The 23,241-nt window shown below is 70.0% G+C and carries 23 protein-coding genes; 10 read left to right on the top strand and 13 right to left on the bottom strand.

The features are described 5' to 3' along the window. Nucleotides 1-395 precede the first annotated feature (395 nt). The 3 genes from ACIOJD_RS12460 to ACIOJD_RS12450 all read right to left on the bottom strand — a co-directional run bounded on the left by ACIOJD_RS12460 (nucleotide 396) and on the right by ACIOJD_RS12450 (nucleotide 2,603). Nucleotides 396-644 carry a chaplin gene (locus ACIOJD_RS12460; protein ID WP_401911565.1) on the bottom strand — a complete coding sequence of 83 codons (249 nt, stop codon included), beginning with the start codon at nucleotides 642-644 and terminating at the stop codon, nucleotides 396-398. A gap of 146 nt (nucleotides 645-790) precedes the next feature. Beyond that, complete coding sequence (locus ACIOJD_RS12455) at nucleotides 791-1,465, bottom strand: response regulator (RefSeq protein ID WP_401911563.1); 675 nt, start codon at nucleotides 1,463-1,465, stop codon at nucleotides 791-793. Beyond that, nucleotides 1,458-2,603: a GAF domain-containing sensor histidine kinase gene (locus ACIOJD_RS12450; RefSeq protein ID WP_401911560.1), complete on the bottom strand. Its 1,146-nt coding sequence runs from the start codon at nucleotides 2,601-2,603 to the stop codon at nucleotides 1,458-1,460. Before ACIOJD_RS12450 ends, ACIOJD_RS12455 begins: the two co-directional genes overlap by 8 nt. Before the next feature lie 183 nt (nucleotides 2,604-2,786). On the opposite strand from ACIOJD_RS12450, the gene ACIOJD_RS12445 reads away from it, so the two are divergent. From ACIOJD_RS12445 to ACIOJD_RS12435, 3 genes are all read left to right on the top strand, one after another. After that, nucleotides 2,787-3,485 carry an SDR family NAD(P)-dependent oxidoreductase gene (locus ACIOJD_RS12445; protein WP_401911557.1) on the top strand — a complete coding sequence of 233 codons (699 nt, stop codon included), beginning with the start codon at nucleotides 2,787-2,789 and terminating at the stop codon, nucleotides 3,483-3,485. After that, nucleotides 3,482-4,591, top strand: coding sequence for an S-adenosylmethionine:tRNA ribosyltransferase-isomerase (locus ACIOJD_RS12440; RefSeq protein WP_401911554.1), 1,110 nt, complete (start codon nucleotides 3,482-3,484; stop codon nucleotides 4,589-4,591). The genes ACIOJD_RS12445 and ACIOJD_RS12440 overlap by 4 nt, the downstream gene beginning before the upstream one ends. 357 nt (nucleotides 4,592-4,948) lie before the next feature. Then, complete coding sequence (locus tag ACIOJD_RS12435; protein WP_401911552.1) at nucleotides 4,949-5,701, top strand: transglycosylase SLT domain-containing protein; 753 nt, start codon at nucleotides 4,949-4,951, stop codon at nucleotides 5,699-5,701. Between the two features lie 203 nt (nucleotides 5,702-5,904). Here the strand turns inward: ACIOJD_RS12435 and ACIOJD_RS12430 are convergent, their stop codons facing one another. Then, entirely contained in the window at nucleotides 5,905-8,532 is a 2,628-nt protein-coding gene (locus ACIOJD_RS12430; protein ID WP_401911549.1) for an FHA domain-containing protein, read from the bottom strand. Nucleotides 8,533-9,129: 597 nt separating this feature from the next. Here ACIOJD_RS12430 and serB point away from each other — a divergent pair. Further along, the gene (serB, locus tag ACIOJD_RS12425; protein WP_401911547.1) at nucleotides 9,130-10,362 is read left to right on the top strand and encodes a phosphoserine phosphatase SerB; all 1,233 of its coding nucleotides are present in this window, start codon (nucleotides 9,130-9,132) and stop codon (nucleotides 10,360-10,362) included. A gap of 133 nt (nucleotides 10,363-10,495) precedes the next feature. Here serB and ACIOJD_RS12420 read toward each other — a convergent pair whose 3' ends face one another. The 4 genes from ACIOJD_RS12420 to ACIOJD_RS12405 form a co-directional block, all read right to left on the bottom strand. Then, complete coding sequence (locus tag ACIOJD_RS12420) at nucleotides 10,496-11,014, bottom strand: SixA phosphatase family protein (RefSeq protein ID WP_401911545.1); 519 nt, start codon at nucleotides 11,012-11,014, stop codon at nucleotides 10,496-10,498. Nucleotides 11,015-11,105: 91 nt separating this feature from the next. Then, nucleotides 11,106-11,315, bottom strand: a complete 210-nt coding sequence (locus tag ACIOJD_RS12415) for a hypothetical protein (RefSeq protein WP_401911543.1) — start codon at nucleotides 11,313-11,315, stop codon at nucleotides 11,106-11,108. Nucleotides 11,316-11,456: 141 nt separating this feature from the next. Continuing rightward, entirely contained in the window at nucleotides 11,457-11,573 is a 117-nt protein-coding gene (locus ACIOJD_RS12410) for an SGM_5486 family transporter-associated protein (RefSeq protein ID WP_401911540.1), read from the bottom strand. A 4-nt stretch (nucleotides 11,574-11,577) separates the two neighbouring features. After that, the gene (locus ACIOJD_RS12405) at nucleotides 11,578-12,945 is read right to left on the bottom strand and encodes a CynX/NimT family MFS transporter (RefSeq protein WP_401911538.1); all 1,368 of its coding nucleotides are present in this window, start codon (nucleotides 12,943-12,945) and stop codon (nucleotides 11,578-11,580) included. An 87-nt stretch (nucleotides 12,946-13,032) separates the two neighbouring features. Between ACIOJD_RS12405 and ACIOJD_RS12400 the strand changes: the two genes are divergently transcribed. Further along, on the top strand, nucleotides 13,033-13,707 hold the full coding sequence (locus ACIOJD_RS12400; RefSeq protein ID WP_401911535.1) for a FadR/GntR family transcriptional regulator: 675 nt from the start codon (nucleotides 13,033-13,035) through the stop codon (nucleotides 13,705-13,707). Between the two features lie 126 nt (nucleotides 13,708-13,833). Here the strand turns inward: ACIOJD_RS12400 and ACIOJD_RS12395 are convergent, their stop codons facing one another. From ACIOJD_RS12395 to fabG, 3 genes are all read right to left on the bottom strand, one after another. Continuing rightward, nucleotides 13,834-14,238, bottom strand: coding sequence for a hypothetical protein (locus ACIOJD_RS12395; RefSeq protein ID WP_401911532.1), 405 nt, complete (start codon nucleotides 14,236-14,238; stop codon nucleotides 13,834-13,836). Between the two features lie 175 nt (nucleotides 14,239-14,413). Beyond that, nucleotides 14,414-15,184, bottom strand: coding sequence for an enoyl-ACP reductase FabI (fabI, locus tag ACIOJD_RS12390; RefSeq protein WP_401911529.1), 771 nt, complete (start codon nucleotides 15,182-15,184; stop codon nucleotides 14,414-14,416). 5 nt (nucleotides 15,185-15,189) lie between these two features. Then, nucleotides 15,190-15,909 (bottom strand): 3-oxoacyl-[acyl-carrier-protein] reductase, encoded by a 720-nt coding sequence (gene fabG / locus ACIOJD_RS12385; protein ID WP_401911528.1) that lies wholly within the window; start codon nucleotides 15,907-15,909, stop codon nucleotides 15,190-15,192. Between the two features lie 372 nt (nucleotides 15,910-16,281). Here fabG and ACIOJD_RS12380 point away from each other — a divergent pair, with 372 nt between their 5' ends. The 3 genes from ACIOJD_RS12380 to tyrS all read left to right on the top strand — a co-directional run bounded on the left by ACIOJD_RS12380 (nucleotide 16,282) and on the right by tyrS (nucleotide 20,648). Next, nucleotides 16,282-17,805: a TldD/PmbA family protein gene (locus tag ACIOJD_RS12380; protein ID WP_401911526.1), complete on the top strand. Its 1,524-nt coding sequence runs from the start codon at nucleotides 16,282-16,284 to the stop codon at nucleotides 17,803-17,805. Between the two features lie 82 nt (nucleotides 17,806-17,887). Beyond that, a complete protein-coding gene (locus ACIOJD_RS12375; RefSeq protein ID WP_401911525.1) occupies nucleotides 17,888-19,297 on the top strand; it encodes a metallopeptidase TldD-related protein in 1,410 nt (469 codons plus the stop codon). Between the two features lie 82 nt (nucleotides 19,298-19,379). After that, nucleotides 19,380-20,648 (top strand): tyrosine--tRNA ligase, encoded by a 1,269-nt coding sequence (gene tyrS, locus ACIOJD_RS12370; RefSeq protein WP_401911523.1) that lies wholly within the window; start codon nucleotides 19,380-19,382, stop codon nucleotides 20,646-20,648. 142 nt (nucleotides 20,649-20,790) lie between these two features. Here the strand turns inward: tyrS and ACIOJD_RS12365 are convergent, their stop codons facing one another. Continuing rightward, entirely contained in the window at nucleotides 20,791-21,081 is a 291-nt protein-coding gene (locus ACIOJD_RS12365) for a GlsB/YeaQ/YmgE family stress response membrane protein (RefSeq protein WP_401911520.1), read from the bottom strand. 213 nt (nucleotides 21,082-21,294) lie between these two features. Between ACIOJD_RS12365 and ACIOJD_RS12360 the strand changes: the two genes are divergently transcribed. Further along, nucleotides 21,295-21,669, top strand: a complete 375-nt coding sequence (locus ACIOJD_RS12360; protein ID WP_401911518.1) for a DUF3099 domain-containing protein — start codon at nucleotides 21,295-21,297, stop codon at nucleotides 21,667-21,669. A 275-nt stretch (nucleotides 21,670-21,944) separates the two neighbouring features. Further along, nucleotides 21,945-22,235: a hypothetical protein gene (locus ACIOJD_RS12355; RefSeq protein ID WP_401911515.1), complete on the top strand. Its 291-nt coding sequence runs from the start codon at nucleotides 21,945-21,947 to the stop codon at nucleotides 22,233-22,235. On the opposite strand, the gene moaA is transcribed toward ACIOJD_RS12355, so the two are convergent. Continuing rightward, complete coding sequence (gene moaA, locus ACIOJD_RS12350) at nucleotides 22,218-23,207, bottom strand: GTP 3',8-cyclase MoaA (protein WP_401911512.1); 990 nt, start codon at nucleotides 23,205-23,207, stop codon at nucleotides 22,218-22,220. The genes ACIOJD_RS12355 and moaA overlap by 18 nt on opposite strands. Between the last annotated feature and the right edge of the window lie 34 nt (nucleotides 23,208-23,241).

Raw genomic sequence — 23,241 nt, 5'->3', positions numbered from 1 at the left:
TGCGGTGTCGCCGTCCGGCGCAGGGTGCGGTGTCGCCGTCCGGCGCAGGGTGCGGTGTCGCCGTCCGGCGCAGGGTGCGGTGTCGCCGTCCGGCGCAGGGTGCGGTGTCGCCGTCCGGCGCGGGGTGCGGTCGCGGGTGCGGTGTGTGCCGTGGGTGGTGCGGGGGCCGGCGCCTCCGGAGGCGCATGTCCGGACTGCATGATTTACGCCGCGTGCGGGTTGTTTTTCGGGTGCGGGCCGGCCTGCGGCACAAATCACGCTTTACGTCCGGACACGTCACCTCCTGCGGCCCCGGCCCCCTCCCGCCGGTTCCTCGTCCGCACGTCGGCAGTGGTCGGCTCGGACATGCCGGTGGCCCCACCCCTGGCGTGGGTGGGGCCGGTGGGGGCTGGTCGTCAGTGGTTCACGGAGTGGTTGCCGAACGCCGGGTTCAGCAGGCCGATCACGGTCACCGTGTTGCCGGTCACATTGACCGGGACGGCGACCGGGACCTGGACCGCGTTGCCGGAGCCGACACCCGGGCTGTGCTGCGCCGAGCCGTTGGCGTGGGCACCGCCGTCGGTGGCGAAAGCGGCGCCTGCGGAGGCACCCGCGGCGAGACCGGCGGTGACGAGAACCAGGGCGGCCTTCTTGGCAACGTTCATGGGATATTCCTTAATCGCGATCATCACGTGTGGCGACCATTCGTCGCCGCACGCCATGAAGAACGCCCGACCCGCGATCAGGATGCGCCGTGTGGGTGACATACACACGACGGTATGAATCTCGGACTGAAGGACAATCGCGTCAATTAGTCCGTAAGCCCATGTCGGACGGCCCACAGGGCGGCTTGTGTTCGGTCCGAGAGATCCAGCTTCATCAGAATGTTCGATACGTGCGTCTTCACGGTTTTCTCGGAGAGCACCAGGGCGCGGGCGATTTCCCGGTTGGAGCGTCCGTCGGCGATCAGGCCGAGTACCTCTCGCTCCCGTTCGGTGAGCGAGGTGCCCCTCCCCTGGCCGCTGTTGGGGTCGTCCTGGGCCAGCAGCGCGCCCGCGACCTCCGGCTGGAGGAGCACGTGGCCCGCGTGGACGGAGCGGATGGCACCGGCCAGGGCCTCGGGATCGACGTCCTTGTAGACGTAGCCGGAGGCTCCGGCGCGCAACGCCGGGACCACGGTGCGCTGTTCGGTGAAGCTCGTGACGATCAGGACCCTGGCCGGATTGTCGAGGCCCCGGAGTTTTCGCAGCGCCTCGATGCCGTCCATGCCGGGCATCTTGATGTCCATCAGGACGACGTCGGGGCGCAGTTCCTCGGCGCGGGCGACTCCCTCGGCGCCGTCGGACGCCTCGCCGACGACCTTGATGTCGTCCTGGATCTCCAGGAAGGTACGGAGTCCACGGCGCACCACTTGGTGGTCGTCCACCAGCAGTACGTGGATGGCCCGCCCGTCCGGCCTCGCGCTGCCCCTGTCCTGTTCAGCCACCGGGCACCTCCATCTCGATCGTGGTGCCTTGGCCGGGTGCCGATCGCACCCGGAGTCTGCCGCCCACCCCACTCGCCCGGTCGCGCATCGAGACCAGGCCGAGGTGGCGGCCCGCCCGGCGGACCGTCCGGGGTTCGAAGCCCTTGCCGTTGTCGGTGACCGAGAGGGCCGCGCCCTGGCCCCGACGGGCGAGGACGACATCGACCCGGTCGGCGCCGGAGTGACGCAGCGCGTTGTGCAGGGCTTCCTGGGCCACGCGCAGGAGCGCCTCCTCCTGGGCCGCCGGAAGGGCTCGTACCGCGCGGCTCTCGAAAGTGACCCGGGCGGAGTGCGCGCGGTCGAGCACCCTGATCTGGGTACGGAGCGTGTTGACCAGACCGTCCTCGTCCAGGGCCGCGGGGCGCAACTCGACGACGGCGGCGCCCAGTTCCTCGGTCGCCTCCGCGGCGAGCGCGGCGACCTGCTGGAGTTCGTCCTTGGCACGGTCGGGGTCGCGGTCCACCAGGGCGGCGGCCGCCTGGGCCGTCAGCCGTAGCGAGAAGAGTTTCTGGCTGACGGCGTCGTGCAGTTCGTGGGCGAGGCGCGAGCGCTCCTCGGCGATGGTGAGTTCGCGGCTGCGCTCGTACAGCCGGGCGTTGGTGAGGGCGATCGCGGCGTGCTGGGCGAGGATCGAGAGGAGTTCCTCGTCCTCCTCGGTGAATCCGCAGCCGCCGTCCGGCTTGGGGCAGCGTTTGTTGGCAAGGAAGAGCGCGCCGAGGGTCTCGTCGCCGTCCCTGACCGGCAGGCCGAGGAAGTCCGACATGTCGGGGTGCGCGGCGGGCCAGCCCTCGAAGCGGGGGTCCTCGCGTACGTCCGCGAGCCGCTCGGCCTTCTCGTCGTGGAGCATCGCGGCGAGGATGCCGTGCTGACGCGGCAGCGGGCCGATGGCCTTCCACTGTTCGTCGCTGACACCGTCCACGACGAACTGGGCGAACCCGCCGTGGTCGTCCGGGACGCCGAGCGCCGCGTACTCGGCGTCGAGCAGTTCGCGGGCCGAGGCGACGATCGTCTTGAGGACGTCACGCACCTCCAGATGCCTGCTCATCGCGAGAAGTGCGGTGCTCACGGCGGCCAGGCCGGAACTCGGTCGGTGGCTCATGATCTCACCGTACCGGCGGGCGGGACACGTCGTATCGGACCGGAGACGCAGTCGGCCGGGGCTGTTGGCCTAGGCCGAAATGCCCTGGTGGGACGGGGCCCGCGTACGAGGCGGCGGAGGGTCACGGGTTCCTACGTTGGGTGCGTCAGGTGGGGCACGTCGACGTGAGAAGGAGTGGACGTCATGCCGGTGGCGATCATCACAGGGGCTTCGAAGGGACTGGGGCGCGCGCTGGCGTCGGCGCTCGCCCGGCGCGGCTGGGATCTGGTGCTGGATGCCAGGACCGCGCGCGTACTGAGGGAGACGGCCGGGGAGGCCGGGGCGTACGGGACTCGCGTGGTGGCGCTCGCCGGGGATGTCACGGACGCCGGGCACCGGGCGGAGCTGGTGGCCGCGGCGGCGGAGCTGGGTGCGCTCGATCTGGTGGTGAGCAACGCTTCCGCGCTGGGCGCGGAGCCGCTCCTGCGGCTGGACGCGCTGCCGCTCGACGGGCTCCGGGCGGCGTTGGAGGCCAATGTGGTGGCGGCGCTCGGGCTCGTGCGGGAGGCGCTGCCGCTGCTGCGGGCGAGCGCGGCGGGCTCGGTGATCACGGTCAGTTCCGACGCGGCGGCCGAGGCGTACGAGACCTGGGGCGGGTACGGGGCGTCCAAGGCAGCGCTGGACCAGCTCGCCGCGGTACTCGCGGTGGAGGAGCCGGGGCTGCGGGTGTGGGCGGTGGATCCGGGTGACATGGCGACGGACCTGTACGCGGCCGCAGTGCCGGACGACGCCGATCCGCGTCCGGCGCCGGAGTCGGTGGTGCCGGGCTTCCTGCGGCTGCTGGAGCGGCGACCGCCGAGCGGCCGGTACGCGGCCCCCTCGTTGCTGGAGGTGGCCGAATGAGGGAGACGGCCGTCCCCGCCACGGGCCCGGGGCCAGGCGCCAGGAGCCTGCTGGACGGGCTGCGGGTGCCCGGGGAGCTGTCGGCGCGGGTCCCGGCGGAGCAGCGCGGGGCGGGCAGGGACGACGTACGGCTGCTGGTGTCCCGGGGGACGCGGGTCACCCACCACGCCTTCCGTGAGCTGCCGGGGCAGCTGCGGGCCGGGGACGTGCTGGTCGTCAATACGTCGGCCACGCTCCCGGCCGCGGTCAACGGCCGCCTGGGCGGCGAGCGGGTCGTCGTGCACTTCTCCACGCGCGGTGACGACGGCCGGTGGGCGGTGGAGCTGCGGGTTCCGGACGGGCGGGCGGGTGCGGGGACCACCCTGCCCCGGGCCGGGGGTCCGGTGGGGGCGAACGTACGGCTGCCGGGCGGGGAGCGGCTCGTCCTGGAGGAGCCGCTGGCCTCGGGGAGGGCACGGCTGTGGTGGGCGACGGTCTCCTGCGCCGATGTGCCGGGGCTGCTGCGCCGCTACGGCCGTCCCATCCGCTACGGGTACACGGAACGGGACCAGCCGCTGTCCGCGTACCAGACAGTGTTCGCGCTCCCCTCCCCCGACGGCTCGGGCTCGGCGGAGATGCCGAGCGCCGGCCGGCCCTTCACCACGGGTCTGATCGCGGAGCTGGTGAGCCGGGGCGTGTGGTTCGCGCCGCTCACGCTGCATACGGGGGTGGCGTCGGCGGAGGCGTACGAGCCGCCGTATCCGGAGCGCTTCGAGGTGCCGGAGGCTACGGCCCGGCTGGTGAACGCGGCCGCGGCGGGCGGCGGGAAGGTGGTCGCGGTGGGCACGACGGCGGTGCGGGCCCTGGAGTCGGCGGCGGGGCCGGACGGGGTGGTGCGGGCGGCCTCGGGGTGGACGGATCTGGTGCTGACGCCCCGCCGCCGGGTACGGGCCGTGGACGGGCTGCTGACCGGGCTGCACGAGCCGGAGGCCTCGCATCTGCTGATGCTGGCGGCGATCGCCGGGCGGGAGGCGCTGGAGCGGGGGTACCGGGAGGCGCTGCGCCGGCGCTATCTCTGGCACGAATTCGGGGATGTCCATCTGCTTCTCCCCGGCGAGAGCCCCTGAAAGGGGCTCCGGGAGGCTTTGGCGGGCGCCCGTGGAGTGCGGGGACGGGCTATCCGGGAAAACACTCACGTTTCGCATTGCTGAAGCAACGCATGGTCAAGTCGTTATGCCCCCGATGTGAGCCCGAGCATAGGACGTGGATCACTTACGAAGTTCGCTAGTCGATAAGGAACCTGGGTGTGAGCACGGCATAAGAGGCGGACGGGACGCTATTACGGCTCCTGGTTCCACTATCCGAGGTCGTACGTCACACCTTTGCCACGCGTTTTTGCGGCCGCTAAGAATTGCATCTGTCGCCGCCGAGTTGGCTGGCCGCCCGGCCTCCGCGACTTCCGCTATTCGAAGAGGTTCGTCTCTATGTTCTCGTCACGCACCCCTGGTCTCAGTCGCCTGAACAAGACCCAGAAGGCTTCGGCCGCCGGCATAGCCGCCGCCGGTGTCGCGGCCCTCACGTTCTCGCTCGTCCCCGGTGGCAACGCCACCGCCGACGCTGAGCCGCAGCAGCAGCCCGTCGCCGCTTCGCAGGTCGCCTGGAAGTCGGCTTCGGACAGCGCTCAGGCCTCGGCCGTGCACGCGATCATCGCCAAGCAGCACACCACTGCCGACAGCTCCGCCAAGGCTCACGCCGCCGCGGTGAAGGCAGCGGACAAGGACAAGGCCGAAGCGGCCGCGAAGGCCAAGGCCGCCGCCAAGGCGAAGGCCGAAGCGAAGGCCAAGGCCAAGGCCGCCGAGAAGCGCAGTGGCAAGGCGACGACCGCCAGCCGCTCCGCCGAGCGCAAGCCTGTCTACGCGAACAACCTGGACGGCTGGATCCGTGAGTCGCTGGCCATCATGAAGGCCAAGGGCATCCCCGGTTCGTACGACGGTCTGCACCGGAACATCCTCCGCGAGTCGTCCGGCAACCCGTCGGCGATCAACAACTGGGACATCAACGCCCAGAACGGCATCCCGTCGAAGGGCCTGCTCCAGGTCATCCCCCCGACGTTCAAGGCGTACCACGTCTCCGGAACGCCGAACAACATCTGGAACCCGGTCTCCAACATCGTGGCCGCGGCCAACTACGCGGCTGACAAGTACGGCTCGATGGACAACGTCAACAGCGCGTACTGAGCCGTCCCCACCCGGACGACCGGACAGGCCGACGGCGGGACAGCCGTCCCGCTGTCGAGCTGAGCACATACTGACGCGTCGCCCGTGCGCGACGAGGCGTACCGACGCGTGACAACGCCGGAGGGCGGCACCCCCGAACAGGGGGTGCCGCCCTCCGGCGTGTGTGCGTGGACGCCCGCGGGTGTGGGCGTCCGGGCGCATCGCTACTTGCGCATGACCTCCGGCTCGTGACGGCGCAGCAGACGCGACACCGCGACACCGCAGAGGGCACCCATCACCAGCAGGATCGTGATGTTGATGCCCCACTGGCCCACCGAGTGCTCCCACAGACCGTCCACATCGGTGGGCTTCTGCGGGTCCCACGGCGGCATCAGCGTCTGGAGGTCGAGGGTCGAGCCCGCGCCCGCGATGGCCCAGCGGGAGGGCATCAGCCAGGCGAACTGTTCCAGGCCCGGCGAGCCGTACAGCTGGAAGAGGACGCCGGTGAAGACGACCTGGACGATCGCGAACATGACCAGCAGCGGCATCGTCTTCTCGGCGGTCTTCACCAGCGAGGAGATGACCAGACCGACCATCATCGAGGTGAAGCCGAGGGCGATCACGACCAGGCAGATCTCGACGGCCGGGGGCATGAGCAGCCCCTCCGCCGGCATCGCGCGGTTGGCGAAGCCGATGCCGCAGATGATGACGCCCTGGAACGCCGTGATCACACCGAGCACGATGACCTTGGACATGAGATACGCGGAGCGGGACAGGCCGGTGGCCCGTTCCCGTTCGTAGATCACTCGTTCCTTGATCAGCTCACGTACGGAGTTGGCCGCGCCCGAGAAGCACATGCCGACCGCGATGATCAGCATGATCGTGCCGGCCTTGCCGTTGAACTTGACCGGCGGATCGGGCGGCCCGAGGCCGAATTCGGCCGGGATGACGAGACTGACCACGCCGAGGACGGCCGGCAGGATCACCATCAGTCCCATGAAGCCCTTGTCGGACGCGATCACCGACGTGTAGCGGCGCATCAGCGTCCAGAGCTGGGAACCCCAGCTCTGTGCCTTCGGCGGGCGCATCTGCTGCGGCGGCGGCATGGGGACGGACTGGACGGCGACGGCGTCGATGTCGGCGGCGTACATCTGGTAGTGCTGCGAACCGCGCCAGCGGCCCGCCCAGTCGTAGTCGCGGTAGTTCTCGAACGCCGAGAAGACATCCGCCCATGTGCTGTAGCCGAAGAAGTTGAGCGCTTCCTCCGGCGGGCCGAAGTACGCGACGGAACCGCCGGGGGCCATTACGAGCAGCTTGTCGCAGATGGCCAGCTCGGCCACGGAGTGGGTGACGACCAGGACCGTACGGCCGTCGTCGGCGAGGCCGCGCAGCAACTGCATGACATCGCGGTCCATGCCCGGGTCGAGGCCGGAGGTCGGCTCGTCCAGGAAGATCAGCGACGGCTTGGTGAGCAGCTCCAGGGCCACGGACACGCGCTTGCGCTGACCGCCGGAGAGCGAGGTGATCTTCTTGCCCTTGTGGATGTCGAGCTTCAGCTCGCGCAGCACCTCGTCGATACGCGCCTCGCGCTCGGCCTCGGCGGTGTCACCGGGGAAGCGGAGCTTGGCGGCGTACTTGAGTGCCTTCCTGACGGTCAGCTCCTTGTGCAGGATGTCGTCCTGCGGGACCAGACCGATGCGCTGGCGCAGCTCGGCGAACTGCTTGTACAGATTCCGGTTGTCGTAGAGGACATCGCCCTGGTCGGCGGGGCGGTAGCCGGTGAGCGCCTTGAGCAGGGTGGACTTGCCGGAGCCCGACGGGCCGATGACCGCGACCAGCGACTTCTCGGGGAGGCCGAAGGAGACGTCCTTGAGGATCTGCTTGCCGCCGTCGACCGTCACCGTCAGGTGGCGGGCTGAGAAGGAGACCGCACCGGTGTCGACGAACTCTTCGAGCCGGTCGCCGACGAGGCGGAAGGTCGAGTGGCCGACGCCGACGATGTCGTTCGGGCCGAGGAGTACGGTGCCGGACTTGGCTATCGGCTGTCCGTTGACGTACGTGCCGTTGTGGGATCCGAGGTCACGGATCTCGAAGCGGCCGTCGGGCGTCGCCGTGAACTCGGCGTGCAGGCGCGAGACCTGGAGGTCGGAGACGACCAGTTCGTTCTCGAGCGCACGGCCTATCCGCATCACGCGGCCGAGCGAGAACTGGTGGAAGGTGGTCGGGCTGCGGTCGCCGAGCACCGGCGGGGCCCCCGCGGCGCCGCCCGAGCCCATGCCCTGGTGGGCAGGTGCTCCACCACCCTGCTGGTGCGGCACCTGTGCCTGGTACTGCGGTGTTTGCTGCTGGAGAGCCTGTTGTTGGGGCTGCTGCCAGTTCTGCTGCTGGGCGGGTGCCTGCTGCTGGAGAGGCGCCTGCTGCTGATGTTTTGGTGCTTGGTGCTGCGCGGGCTGGTGCTGCGGTTGCTGCTGCCAGTTCTGCTGCTGCGAAGCCTGGTAGGACGCCGCCGCCTGCGCACCGGCCTCCGGCTCCCCGCCGGTGCCGCCCTTGGCGCCGGCAAGACTCAGCCGGGGCCCGTCAGTGGCATTTCCGAGATGTACGACGGAGCCTGCGGCGAGGTCCATCTGGTGGATGCGCCGACCCTGCGCATAGGTGCCGTTGGTGCTGCCGTGGTCCTCGATGACCCAACCGCGGCCTGTCCAGCTGATGGTGGCGTGACGCCACGAGACCCTGGCGTCGTCGATCACCAGGTCACCCTGCGGATCACGCCCCAGGGTGTATGACCTGGACGGATCGAGCGTCCAGGTCCTTCCGTTCAATTCCAGTACGAGTTCCGGCACTCCATGCCCCACTTATTGTCCCCCGAAGTTCCCCCGTCGCCGGGAGTCTAGGGATGGCGAACATCGGTGGGAACTATTTCAGGCGCGCACCCCTCTTCGAAAGTCGGGCCTGACGCGATACCGGTACAACCGCGTAACAGCCCCCGGGGAGGGGTTGTTGACGCGGGAGAAAGGCACCCGGAGAGCATGAAGCGCGCACGAGTGACCACGGATCAGCCAGGAAGACAAGGAACGATCACAAGAAGGACATAATCGCCGGAAATCGACACGGTCGCGCAGAGCCTCCGGAGGAGGCGGGGACGTACCGGAGGAGGCGGTGGCGCACTGGAGGAGGCGGGGACGTACCGGAGGAGGCGGTGGCGCACCGGAGGAGGCGGTGGCGCACCGGAGGCCGGACGGGACCTCGATGAGGCGTCCACCGCGCGGGCCCGGCGGCGGAGCACCGTCGCTTTCCGGCCACCCGGATGGACTCGAACCGAGCCCCCGCTCACTGACCGGGGCGCGTCCAACACCCACCGTGCACGAGGCGTCCGGCCCGCCCCTCACGCGTGTCCGCCAAGCGGGACGGGCGGCCCCTTTCCGAACCGCGCCCGATACGGTGGAACCACCATGAGCGCACCTCATCCCCCTCGGACCGCCGACGTCCCCACCCTTCTCGTCAAGATCTTCGGGAAGGACCGCCCCGGCATCACCGCCGGGCTCTTCGACACCCTCGCCGCCTACTCCGTCGATGTGATCGACATCGAGCAGGTCGTCACCCGTGGCCGGATCGTCCTGTGCGCGCTGATCACCGCGCCGACGGCCGCCGACCCCAGCGCGGGCGAGCTACGGGCGACCGTTCACAGCTGGGCGGAGTCGCTCAACCTCCAGGCAGAGATCATCTCCGGCACGGGTGACAACCGGCCGCGTGGCAGCGGCCGTTCGCATGTCACCGTGCTCGGCAACCCACTGACCGCGGAGTCGACGGCGGCCATAGCCGCCAGCATCACCTCGACCGGCGGAAACATCGACCGTATCTTCCGGCTGGCGAAATACCCGGTCACCGCGGTGGAGTTCGCGGTGTCCGGCGTGGAGACCGAACCCCTGCGCACCGCGCTGGCCACGGCGGGCTCCGAGATCGGGGTGGATGTCGCGGTCGTCTCGGCCGGACTGCACCGCCGGGCCCAGCGGCTGGTCGTCATGGACGTGGACTCGACTCTCATCCAGGACGAGGTCATCGAACTCTTCGCGGCGCACGCCGGCTGCGAGTCCGAGGTCGCCGAGGTGACGGCCAGGGCCATGCTCGGGGAGCTGGACTTCGAGGAGTCGCTGCACGCGCGGGTGGCCCTGCTCGCCGGGCTCGACGTGTCGGTGGTGGACAAGGTACGGGCCGAAGTCCGGCTCACGCCGGGGGCCCGCACCCTGATCCGTACGCTCAAGCGGCTCGGCTACCAAGTAGGTGTCGTCTCCGGCGGATTCACCCAGGTCACCGATGCTCTCCAGGAACAGCTCGGGCTGGACTTCGCCTCCGCCAACACGCTGGAGATCGTGGACGGGAAACTCACCGGGCGCGTGGTGGGCGAGATCGTCGACCGCGCGGGCAAGGCCCGGCTGCTGCGCCGGTTCGCCGCCGAGGCGGGCGTACCCCTGGCGCAGACCGTCGCGATCGGCGACGGCGCCAACGACCTCGACATGCTGAACGCGGCAGGCCTCGGGGTGGCCTTCAACGCCAAGCCGGTGGTCCGCCAGGCCGCCCACACGGCGGTGAACGTCCCGTTCCTGGACACCGTGCTGTATCTCCTGGGCATCACCCGCGAAGAGGTAGAGGCTGCCGACGGCGAAGACGGCCGCCTCGACGACTGAAGAGACCGACCCTACGGGAGAAGCCCCGGCACGGTGACCTTGAGTCCAAGGCCCGTGCCGGGGCTTCTCAGGTACGTATACGCGGACCAGAGGGCCTGGCCAGCGCTGTGATGGCCGCCCGCTCGCCGTCTGGTCAGTCGTGCGGGGTCCAGAAGTCGACCAGCCTGCCCGCTCCGTGCTCCACCGACTTCCACGAGGTGGGAAAGGTGATCACGGCGAAGGCCGAGGTCGGGAATCCGGAACGGGTCATCCGAGCGATGGTGTCGCCCTCGGACGTACCCGAAAGGGCATCGGCGAGCGCGTGCGTACCGGGATTGTGGCCGACGAGGAGAAGATCACTCACGTCGTCGGGCGTCTCGTTGATCAGCGCCAGAAGATCACCGAGGGTGGCGTCGTAGAGCCGGTCCTCGTAGACGGTCTTGGGACGCGTCGGCAATTCCTGCACGGCGAGCTTCCACGTCTCACGGGTTCTGACCGAAGTGGAGCAGAGAGCCAGGTCGAAGGCGATACCGGTATCGGCGAGCCTGCGGCCGGCCACGGAGGCATCCGAGCGGCCCCGCTCGGCGAGCGGCCGATCATGGTCGGGCACATCGGGCCAGTCGGCCTTCGCGTGCCGGAGTAGGACGATCCTGCGCGGTGTATCGACGCTCATGCATCCCAGCTTCGCATGAATCGCGCCACGAGGCGCAGGGTGTTGGCGTGCTGCCCCAGCACGGGTGAACAGTCTCACCGACCACTCGGCATCACCCCGCCAGAGTCAGGCGGATCTGCTCCAGAACGCGGCCGACCACGGGATCGCCCGCCGCGGCCTGCGCCCGGCCGGAGTCCGCCATGAGCACCAGCAGCACGACGAAAGCGAGCGCCGGCAGAGCCACGGACCACCACGGCAACCGGATCTCGACGCCGCCGGAGGATGCCTGGGGGTGGGACCGGGCGTGCGTATGGGCCGGCATGGCCGCCTCCGGGGTGGGTGGATTCGCGATGCCTCAAAGCTACGGATCACGGGCCCCGAATCCCATCCGGCGACCCACCCACTTCACCCTGAGCCTCTCCCCCTAAGGGACGGTAGGGCTACCCCCCTCCCCGCTGAAGGTTCATGGCGAGACGACGGACGCGATGACGCCGATGATCACCAGAATGCCGATGATCGTGCCGAACAGGAGGAGCAGCTTCTGCTGGCCGTTCTGGGGGTTTGGCTCAAGGACTGGCATGTGCTCAGTCTCGCACCCGCGCTTCCTCCTCGATCGTCCGGTCCCGCCCGGCCACGACCCCCGCCACCATCTGCGGCACCAGGAATCCCGCCATCAGCGCGATCGGCAGCCCCCAGCCCCCGGTGTGCTGGTAGAGCACACCGACCAGCAGCGGCCCGGGGATCGAGATCAGGTAGCCCACGCACTGGGTGAACGCGGAGAGCCGTACGACTCCCGCCCCGGTCCTGGCCCTCATACCGATCATGGTGAGGGCCAGCGGGAAGGCGCAGTTCGAGATGCCCAGGAGCACGGCCCAGAGCCAGGCCCCGCCGACCGGGGCCACGTAGAGGCCCACATAGGCGATCAGCCCGCAGGTGCCCAGAGCGACGCCGACGGACCCCTGGTTCTTCATGCGCGCGGCCGTTCGCGGGATCACGAAGGCCAGTGGCACGCCCATCACCATGATCACGGCAAGCAGCAGACCCGCCGTGCCCGCCGGGACGCCCGCGTCGCGGAAGATCTGCGGCATCCACCCCATGGTGATGTACGCGCCGCTGGCCTGAAGGCCGAAGAAGCAGGCGAGCGCCCAGGCGGTACGGCTGCGCCGGAGCCGGAGCGGCGCGGCGGACGCGGAACCCGAACCCGGCACGGAACCCGGCATGGCACCGGGCCCGGCCGCGGACGCGGCGCTCCGGTCACGTACCAGCCCGAGCCACGGCAGTACGGCGACCGCCGCGAGCACCGCCCAGACGCCGAGCCCCATCCGCCAACTGCCGCCCAGCGCCTCGGTCATGGGCACGGTAACGGCGGCGGCGGAAGCGGTGCCGAGCGCGAGGGCCATCGAGTACAGACCGGTCATGGTGCCGACGCGGTCGGGGAAGTAGCGCTTGACGATCACCGGCATCAGCACATTGCTGACGGCGATCCCCATGAGCGCGAACGCGCTGGCCGCGAGGAAGCCGACCGTACCGTTCGCGAAGGGGCGGATCAGCAGGCCCGCCGTGATGGCGATCATGCCCGCGCAGACGACCGCGCCGGGGCCGAAGCGCCGGGCCAGGCGGGGCGCGGTGAAGCCGAAGAGCGCGAAACACAGGGGCGGTACGGAGGTGAGGACACCCGCGACGCTGCCGCTCATGTGCAGCCCGACCCGCACCTCTTCGAGCAGCGAGCCGAGGCTGGTGATGGCGGGGCGGAGGTTCAGGGCGGCGAGGACCAGCCCGGCGACGAGCAGCCGCGTGAGCCAGACCGGCATACGCGGCCCGGCGGAATCGAGGGAGGCGGAGGAGCAGCCGGAATCGGTGACGCCGGAGACGGACGCGGACGCCGTACCGGGTGGGCTCAGGGTCTGGGTGTGGGGCTGGGTCGGTATCGGTATCTGCGGCTCGTCGGACATGAGGTCATCATAGAATCATGGGATGATTGGCTGTCCAATCCACTTTCGGCCTGACACAGGCACGGCCCCCGACAGACTGGGAACACCATGGCGCTGACCTCTCCCCGGCGTTCCGCGCTCTCCGACCAGGTGATCACCGAGCTGCGGAACCAGATCACGTCCGGTGAATGGCCGGTGGGCTCACGCATCCCCACCGAGCCCGAGCTGGTCGAGCAGTTGGGCGTGGCCCGCAACACCGTGAGAGAGGCGGTGCGCGCGCTCGCCCACAACGGGCTCCTGGACATCCGGCAGGGTTCGGGGACCTATGTCGTCGCGACGAGCGAACTGGCCGGGGTGATGCACCGCAGATTCGCCGGCGCGAATCCGCGGCATGTCGCCGAGCTGCGCTCCACGCTGGAGTCCTCGGCCGCCCGGCTGGCGGCCGAGCGGCGTACGGAGCGGGACCTGCGGCAGCTGGAGACCCTTCTCGCCCGGCGCGAGGAGGCCTGGGAGGCGGGCGACGCCGAGCGGTTCGTCACGGCCGACGCGACCCTCCACATGGCGGTCGTCTCGGCCTCGCACAACGACGTACTGACCGAGCTGTACGCGGACCTGGGCCACCTGCTGCGCGAAACGCTCCGCGACGACGTGGGGCGGGAGTTGCGGCCCGAGAACCATATGGACCACGCGCGGCTGGTGGCGGCGATCCGGGCGGGCGATGTGGAAACCGCGGGCACCGAGGCCGCGAGTCACGCCCTCAACTGCCTTGCGGAACGGGCCTGAGGCGAACGGGGAGCGAGCGGCTCCCCAGGGCCCCCGGAGCGGACGGACGCCCGGGGCCCCACGGACGCCCGGGGCCTTACAGACACGTGAAGCCCTCCGGCGAAGTCCTCCGTGCGCGTGACGCTCTCAGCGATGGACCCGCTCATGGGTGACCCACGCCGCGCGTATCCCCTTCCAGCAACGTCCGGCGAGCTCCGTGTAGCCCGTCGGCCGTACGTCCGCCGGAACACCGTCCTCGTCGATGTCCCACCAGCGCTCACACTCGACGTGCAGCCGGATGCGGTCGGTCTCCGGATTCGGGTTGTGGCAGGACGCGGTGGCGTGCGAGCCCTCGATGCTCGTACGGCACGAGGCCTGGGTACGGCCCGCGGGCGGTGACGCCTTCGCCCGCACCGATTCGACCAGGGTGGGCGGGTCGGCCAGGGCCGCGGGATCGGGTGCGCCGTACACCTTGGAGGCGACCGCGAGCCCTGCCGTGATCAGTACGGCGGCGACAAGGGCCTCGGCACGTCCGGACAGCAGCGGGCGCACACGCACACCTCCTGCCCGCGACCGACCGATATGACCCGATGCGTCAAGTCTGCGGTGAGTCGGCGTTCTTTTCGAATCGAGGCCCGGTACTGGACGCGCGGAACGCGGAAGCCGCGCGCCGTCTCCTCGACGGTCGCGCGGCTTCCGGGACTACTTGTCCGTGTACGTACGAGCGTCAGGCGCCCATCATGTGCACGCCACCGTCGACGTGGACGATCTCGCCGGTCGTCTTCGGGAAGAAGTCCGACAGCAGACCGACGACGCCCCGGCCGGCCGGCTCCGGGTCCGACAGGTCCCAGCCGATCGGCGCGCGGTGGTTCCACACGTCCGCCAGCTCCTCGAAGCCCGGGATGGACTTGGCGGCCATCGACTTGATGGGACCGGCCGAGATCAGGTTGCAGCGCACGTTCTTCGCACCGAGGTCACGGGCGAGGTAGCGGCTGGTGGACTCCAGGGCCGCCTTGGCGACGCCCATCCAGTCGTACTTCGGCCAGGCGACCTGCGCGTCGAAGGTGAGGCCGACGACCGAGCCGCCGCGCGGCATCAGCGGCAGGCAGGCCGTCGTCAGCGACTTCAGGGAGTACGCCGAGACGTGCACCGCCGTGCCGACGTCCTCCCAGGTGCCCTCCAGGAAGTTGAAGGCGCCCTGCGGGCCGAAGGCGATCGAGTGCACGACGCCGTCGAGCCCGGCACCCTCCCCCTGGTGCTCACGGATCTTGTCGGCCAGGCCGTCCAGCTGCTCCTGGTCGGTGACGTCCAGTTCGATGACCGGGGCGGGCTTGGGCAGTCGCTTGGCGATGCGCTCGACGAGGCTGAGCCGGCCGAAGCCGGTGAGAATGACCTCGGCGCCCTCCTCCTGCGCGACCTTGGCGGCGTGGAAGGCGATGGAGCCCTCGGTGAGGACACCCGTCACGAGAATGCGTTTGCCGGCGAGGATTCCACTCATGTTGATCAGTGACCCATGCCCAATCCGCCGTCAACGGGAATGACGGCTCCGGTGATGTACGAGGCGTCGTCGGAGGCGAGGAACCGCACGGTCGCGGCGATCTCCTCCGGCGTCGCATAACGGCCGAGCGGCACCTGCGAGACGATGCCCGCGCGCTGCTCGTCGGTGAGCACCTTCGTCATGTCGGTGTCGACGAAGCCGGGCGCGACGACATTGAAGGTGATGTTGCGCGAGCCCAGTTCGCGGGCGAGGGAGCGGGCGAAACCGACCAGACCGGCCTTGGAGGCGGCGTAATTCGCCTGCCCCGCCGAGCCGAGCAGCCCCACCACCGAGGAGAGGAGGACGACCCGGCCCTTCTTGGCTCGCAGCATGGCGCGGTTGGCGCGCTTGACGACCCGGAAGGTGCCGGTGAGGTTGGTGTCGAGGACGGAGACGAAGTCCTCCTCGGACATCCGCATCAGCAGCTGGTCATTGGTGATACCGGCGTTGGCCACCAGCACCTCCACGGGCCCCTGCTTCTCCTCGATCTCCTTGTAGGCCTGCTCCACCTGGTCGCTGTCGGTGATGTCGCAGCGGACCGCCAGGCAGCCCAGCTTCGTCAGCTCCTCCGGCGGTTCGCCGGAACGGTAAGTGATGGCGACCTTGTCGCCGTTGTCGGCGAAGGCGCGGGCGATGGCGAGGCCGATGCCCCGGTTTCCTCCGGTGACGAGAACCGAGCGGCTCAACGGATCAGCCTTTCCCTAGCGGTCTGGTTCCTCGAAAACCTACCGCCACCGGCCCCGTCCCAGGCAATCGCCCCCTGACAGCACCTCGGTACGGTCCCTGTCGGGTCTCTACAGAAATGGGTCTCGGCCAACGCGTCTCGGCCATCGCCGACCGGCGACGGACTCCGCGTCCGTCCCGCTGATCATCCGGCCCGATGTACGTACAGCACAATCCGCGATGTACCTACAGCACGATCGGGGACGGGGTCCCCTCGGCCCGTACCACACGCCCTGCCACGGGTGGCCAAGGTGCCGTAATGGGCCCTCGGGCCGCCTGTCCCGCGTGATTCACTGCGAGCAGATATCCCAGAGGTGCGAGAAGGGGAGGCCGACGTGCCCCATGAGGTAGATCAGTCGTTCCTGGCACTGCCACTGCGGGCGCTCGCCGACGCCGCGCTCGCCCGCGCGCGGGCGCTCGGCGCCGACCATGCCGATTTCCGGTTCGAGCGGGTACGGGGCGCGGCCTGGCGGCTGCGGGACGGCAAGCCCGCCGGGTCGTCGGACACCACCGATCTCGGATACGCGGTCCGGGTGGTGCACGGCGGCGCCTGGGGCTTCGCGTCCGGGGTCGATCTGTCGATGGACGCGGCGGCGCGGGTCGCCGGGCAGGCCGTGGCGATGGCCAGGCTGTCCGCGAAGGTGATCTCGGCCGCCGGTTCCGACGAGCGTGTCGAGCTGGCCGAGGAGCCGGTGCACGCCGAGAGGACCTGGGTCTCGGCGTACGAGATCGACCCGTTCGAGGTGCCCGACGAGGACAAGAGCGGCCTGCTCGCCGAGTGGAGCGCGCGGCTGCTGCGGGCCGAGGGCGTCGCGCATGTGGACGCGTCGCTGCTCACCGTCCATGAGAACAAGTTCTACGCGGACACCGCAGGCACGGTCACCACCCAGCAGCGCGTGCGACTGCATCCGCAGCTCACCGCCGTCGCGGTGGACGGCAAGAGTGGTGAGTTCGACTCGATGCGGACGATCGCCCCGCCCGCCGGCCGGGGCTGGGAGTACCTGACCGGGACGGGCTGGGACTGGGACGCCGAACTGGAGCGCATTCCCGGGCTGCTCGCCGAGAAGATGCGCGCGCCGAGCGTGGAGGCGGGCACGTACGACCTGGTGGTCGACCCGTCCAATCTGTGGCTGACGATCCACGAGTCGATCGGTCATGCCACCGAGCTGGACCGGGCGTTGGGGTACGAGGCGGCGTACGCGGGCACCTCCTTCGCCACGTTCGACCAGCTCGGGAAGCTGGCGTACGGCTCCTCGGTGATGAATGTGACGGGGGACAGGACCGCCGAACACGGTCTGGCCACCATCGGGTACGACGACGAGGGCGTCGAGGCGCAGTCCTGGGACCTGGTCAAGGACGGCACGCTCGTCGGGTACCAGCTGGACCGCCGTATCGCCAAGCTCACCGGCCTCGGCCGCTCCAACGGCTGCGCGTACGCCGATTCGCCGGGCCATGTGCCCGTACAGCGCATGGCGAACGTGTCGCTGCGGCCGGATCCGGGCGGGCTCGCCACGGAGGACCTGATCGGTGGTGTGGAGCGCGGGATCTATGTGGTCGGCGACCGGTCGTGGTCGATCGACATGCAGCGCTACAACTTCCAGTTCACCGGCCAGCGGTTCTTCCGTATCGAGAACGGCAAGCTGGCGGGCCAGTTGCGCGATGTCGCCTACCAGGCGACGACCACGGACTTCTGGGGCTCCATGGAGGCGGTCGGCGGACCGCAGACGTATGTCCTGGGCGGCGCCTTCAACTGCGGCAAGGCGCAGCCGGGTCAGGTCGCGGCGGTCTCCCACGGCTGTCCGTCCGCCCTGTTCCGCGGTGTCAACATCCTGAACACGACGCAGGAGGCGGGGCGATGAGGGCGATCAGGGAAACCGGGCGGGGGTCCGGGGGCCGTACCCCGAGGCAGCACAGTCTCAACACCACGCAGGAGGCCGGACGATGACCGCGAGCCGCAGCAGCAAGCCGTACGAGATCGTGGAGCGCGCTCTCGAACTGTCCACCGCCGACGGCTGTGTGGTCATCGCCGACGAGCAGTCCTCCGCCAATCTGCGCTGGGCGGGCAACGCGCTGACCACGAACGGGGTCACCCGTGGCCGGACGCTGACGGTCGTCGCGACGGTCGACGGCGCGCGGGGCACCGCCTCCGGGGTCGTGTCGCGTTCCGCCGTCACCGCCGACGAGTTGGAGCAGGTCGTACGGGCCGCCGAGGCCGCCGCGCGCGGGGCGGAGCCCGCCGAGGACGCCCGGCCCCTGGTCGACGCGGACCGGGCGAACGGTGCCGGGGGCGGGGATTTCAGGGACGCGCCCGCCGAGACGACCTCCGCCGTCTTCGCGGACTTCGCGCCCGCGCTCGGCGAGTCGTTCGCCCGTGCCCGCGCCGGCGGCCGTGAGCTGTACGGCTTCGCCCACCACATGCTGACCTCGACCTACCTCGGTACGTCGACGGGCGTACGACTGCGCCACGACCAGCCGAGCGGCACGCTGGAGCTGAACGCCAAGTCCCCCGACCGCACCCGCTCCGCCTGGGCCGGCCGGGCCACGCGCGACTTCAAGGATGTGGACCCGGCGTCCCTCGACACCGAGCTGGCGCAGCGGCTGGCCTGGGCCGAGCGGAAGATCGAGCTGCCCGCCGGGCGGTACGAGACGCTGCTGCCGCCCACCGCCGTGGCCGATCTGCTGATCTACCAGCTGTGGTCCTCGGCCGCCCGCGACGCCGCGGAGGGCCGTACGGTCTTCTCCCGCCCCGGCGGCGGCACCCGCGTCGGGGAGAAGCTCTCCGAGCTGCCGCTGAACCTGCGCAGCGACCCGCACGAGCCGGGTCTGGAGTCCGCTCCGTTCGTGATCGCGCACGCCTCCGGTGACGACGCGTCCGTGTTCGACAACGGTCTGCCGCTGGCGGCGACGGACTGGGTACGGGGCGGGGAGCTGAGCCGTCTGGTCACCACCCGGCACAGCGCCGCCCTGACCGGGCTGCCGGTCGCGCCCGGCATCGGCAATCTGATCCTGGACGGCGGCGGTGAGCGTTCGCTGGAGGAGATGGTGTCGGCCACCGCGCGCGGGCTGCTGCTGACCTGCCTCTGGTACATCCGCGAGGTCGACCCGGCGACGCTGCTGCTCACCGGGCTGACCCGGGACGGCGTGTATCTCGTCGAGAACGGCGAGGTCGTCGGGGAGGTGAACAACTTCCGGTTCAACGAGTCGCCCGTGGGTCTGCTGTCGCGGGTGACCGAGGCCGGACGTACGCAGAAGACGCTGCCGCGCGAGTGGGGCGACTGGTTCACCCGGGCGGCGATGCCCGCGCTGCGCGTCCCGGACTTCAACATGAGCTCGGTCAGCCGGGGCGTGTGACGCCCATAGACTGGTCGTACATATATGAACCACCCACGTACGAGGCATTCGCGTACGGACCATTCCGAGGAGAGCTGCGACCGTGACGGACATCGTCGACGAGCTGAAGTGGCGCGGGCTGTTCGCCCAGTCCACTGACGAGGACGCTTTGCGCAAGGCGCTCGCGGACGGTCCCGTCACGTTCTATTGCGGGTTCGACCCGACCGCGGCCAGCCTGCACGTGGGGCATCTCGTGCAGGTCCTGACCGTACGCAGGCTCCAGCAGGCGGGGCACCGGCCGCTGGCCCTGGTGGGCGGGGCCACCGGGCAGATCGGTGACCCCCGGCCGACCGCCGAGCGGACGCTGAACGATCCGGAGACGGTCGCCGCCTGGGTGGCGCGGCTGCGGTCGCAGATCGAGCCGTTCCTGACGTTCGAGGGCCCGAACGCGGCCACGATGGTCAACAACCTGGACTGGACCGCGGGCATGTCCGCGATCGAGTTCCTGCGGGACATCGGCAAGCACTTCCGGGTCAACCGGATGCTCGCCAAGGACTCCATCGCCCGCCGGCTGGAGTCCGACGAGGGCATCAGCTACACCGAGTTCAGCTACCAGCTGCTCCAGAGCATGGACTTCCTGGAGCTGTACCGGCGGTACGGCTGTGTCCTCCAGCAGGGCGGCAGCGACCAGTGGGGCAATCTCACCGCGGGGCTCGACCTGATCCACCGCCTGGAGCCGGACGCCGCCGTGCACGCGCTGGCCACGCCGCTGATGACGAAGGCGGACGGGACCAAGTTCGGCAAGACGGAGGGCGGGGCGGTCTGGCTCGACCCGGAGATGACCACGCCGTACGCCTTCTACCAGTTCTGGCTGAACGTGGACGACCGGGACATCTCCGCGTACAGCCGCATCCTCAGCTTCAAGAGCCGCGCGGAGCTGGAGGAGCTGGAGCAGCTCACCGCCCAGCGTCCGCAGGCCCGCGCGGCCCAGCGGGCGCTGGCGGAGGAGCTGACGACGCTCGTCCATGGCGCGGACCAGTGCGCGGCGGTCGTCGCGGCGTCCCGGGCGCTGTTCGGCCAGGGTGAGCTGACGGGGCTGGACGAGGCGACGCTGAGCGCGGCGCTCTCCGAGGTGCCGCGCGCCCGGATCGCCGAGCTGGGACCGGTGGTGGACCTCTTCGCCGAGGCCGGGCTGGCGCCGAGCAAGTCGGCTGCCCGGCGCACGGTCAAGGAGGGCGGGGCCTACGTGAACAACGTGAAGGTCGCCGACGCGGACACCGTCCCGGACCGTACGGAACTGCTGCACGGGCGCTGGCTGGTGCTGCGCCGGGGCAAGAAGAACCTGGCCGCGATCGAGGTCACGGCCGGCTGACCGGACGACAGGCGCGGTGGCGCCGGCATCGCGCTGCCGCGCGTTTCGCCATATCGCCGTATCGCATACGGCCGGGGCCGGGTACGAGAGTTCTCGTACCCGGCCCCGGCCGTTTCCCTCCCAGGGTCCGGTCGGGCCGGACTCAGGCTCTCTGCCGGGCGCTCTTGCCCTTGCCGCCCCGGACCGCGTTCCAGATCATGTCGGCCACGAAGACCACGAGGATGGCGCCGATCAGCTGGAGCACATGTCGGGTCCAGTCGATGCCCTTGGTGTTGGCGACGCCGATCCAGCTCGCGACGGCGTTGCCGAGAATGCTGCCCAGGATGCCGCACAAGGTCGTCAGCCACAGGGGGATGTGCTGCTTGCCCGGGATGACCGCTCTGGCGATCAGACCGAGCACCAGACCCACAATGATTGCCCACAACCAGCTCATCGTCGCCTCCTCATGCGGCGCGGTATGCGCATGTGCGCTCAGTGTGGGGTGATACGCCATACGCCGCATGTCGGACGATGCCGTACGTGGCGGGACCAGATGGATCGGTCAGGATGAGGGTGACCCGCTCTCGTCGGCGCGGGGGCCCCGGCGTACCGTGGTGGGAGTCCGGTCCGGGGAGAGTCCGGCACAGGAATCAGGTGGTGGAACGTGATGCGGAAGCAGAGCGGCGCTGAGGTTTTCCGGATCACGGGCGCCCGGCAGGGACTCGCCGACGATGTGCGCGGCCGGCAGCGCCGGTATGTGATCTCGATGTCCGTACGGACCCTTTCGGTGATCGCGACCGTGGCCCTGTGGAACGTGGAACGGCCGGTCGCGATCGTGACGCTCGCCCTCGGGGTGCTGCTTCCGTACGTGGCCGTGGTGATCGCCAACGCGGGCCGGGAGAACGTCCCTTCGATGCCGTCGACGTACGTCACCGCACCGGTCCGTACGATGATCGCGCCCCCGTCCGGAACCGCCACGACGGAGTGCGGAGCCACGGCGAGCGACCGGGAGCAGGCCCCTCCCACGCACGAAAAGGCGTGACCGGACGCGGCCGGCGGTTCACGGAAACGGTATCGAGCGGTCCGCGAAGCTCAGGAAAACCTCAGATCAATCGTGAAGTTCCGGTGCCCGGCACCCTGTTGCTCATGACATACTTTCCAGGCGCTCCGCATCCCCCGTCGGAGCGATGGACCGACGCCGGGCAGCTCCCCCCGTGGCTGCCCGGCGTCGCCATTTCCGGCATCGCTTTCCGGCACCGCCTCCGGCCCTGTTTTCCATCCGCCGGACGCGGCCCGGCGTTGGCCTAGGGTGGTCGGGTGAACTCCCCCGATTCATCAGGTCCCGCCGATTTCGGTGGCCTTTTCTCCCCCGGCCCCGCCGCCGACGACGACGCGACGCCGGTCTGTTCCGCGAAGGGCTGCCGCGCCCCGGCCGTCTGGGTCCTCGCCTGGAACAATCCCAAGCTGCACACCCCGGAGCGGCGCAAGACCTGGCTCGCCTGTGACGAGCATCGCGAGCATCTCTCCTCGTTCCTCGGCGTGCGCGGTTTCCTCAAGGAGGTCGTGACCCTCGCCGAGTGGGAGGGCCGCTCAGCCTCCGATGGCTGACATCGGGCGGTCGGGCTGGAGGAAGGCCGGATCGTCCAGCCCGGAGCCGGCCTTCTTGCCCCACATCGCCAGCTTCCAGAGCCTGGCGATCTCCTCGTCGGGCGCCTCCGAGCGCAGCGCGCTCCGCAGGTCCGTCTCCTCCTGGGCGAACAGGCAGGTGCGTATCTGTCCGTCGGCGGTCAGCCGGGTGCGGTCGCAGGCGTGGCAGAACGGGCGGGTCACGGACCCGATCACCCCGACGCGGTGCGGGCCGCCGTCCACGACCCAGCGCTCGGCGGGCGCCGAACCACGCTCGGACTCGCCCTCCTCGGTCAGCCGGAAGCGCGTACGCAGCGATTCCACTATGTGACCGGCCGTGATCATGCCGTCGCGCTTCCAGCCGTGCTGGGCGTCGAGCGGCATCTGCTCGATGAAGCGGAGTTCGTAGCCGTGCTCCACGGCCCAGGCCAGCAGCTCGGGCGCCTCGTCGTCGTTGAGCCCAGGCATCAGAACGGTGTTGACCTTGACCGGGGTCAGTCCGGCGTCGCGGGCCGCACGCAGCCCGTCGAGCACATCCGCGTGCCGGTCGCGGCGGGTGAGGGTCTTGAAGACCTCGGGCCGCAGGGTGTCGAGCGAGACGTTGACGCGGTCCAGGCCGGCGGCCTTCAGCGCGGCGGCCGTGCGCTTGAGTCCTATCCCGTTCGTGGTCAGGGACATCCTGGGGCGTGGCGTCAGCCCCGCGCACCGCTCAACGATCCCGACCAGACCGGGCCTGAGCAGCGGCTCGCCGCCGGTGAACCGGACTTCGGTGATGCCCAGCCGCGTCACGGCGATCCCGATCAGCCGCACGATCTCGTCGTCGCTCAGCAGGTCGGACTTGGTGAGCCACTGGAGGCCCTCTTCCGGCATGCAGTACGTGCAGCGGAGGTTGCACCGGTCCGTGAGTGAGACGCGCAAGTCGGTGGCCACTCGGCCGTAGGTGTCGATGAGCACTGTGGGCCCCCTCCCGGTGGTCTCCGTGATCGGA

The organism is Streptomyces sp. NPDC088116 (assembly GCF_044741745.1).
In the GTDB taxonomy this organism is placed as follows: domain Bacteria; phylum Actinomycetota; class Actinomycetes; order Streptomycetales; family Streptomycetaceae; genus Streptomyces.
This window is presented reverse-complemented; position numbering and strand designations above follow the sequence as displayed.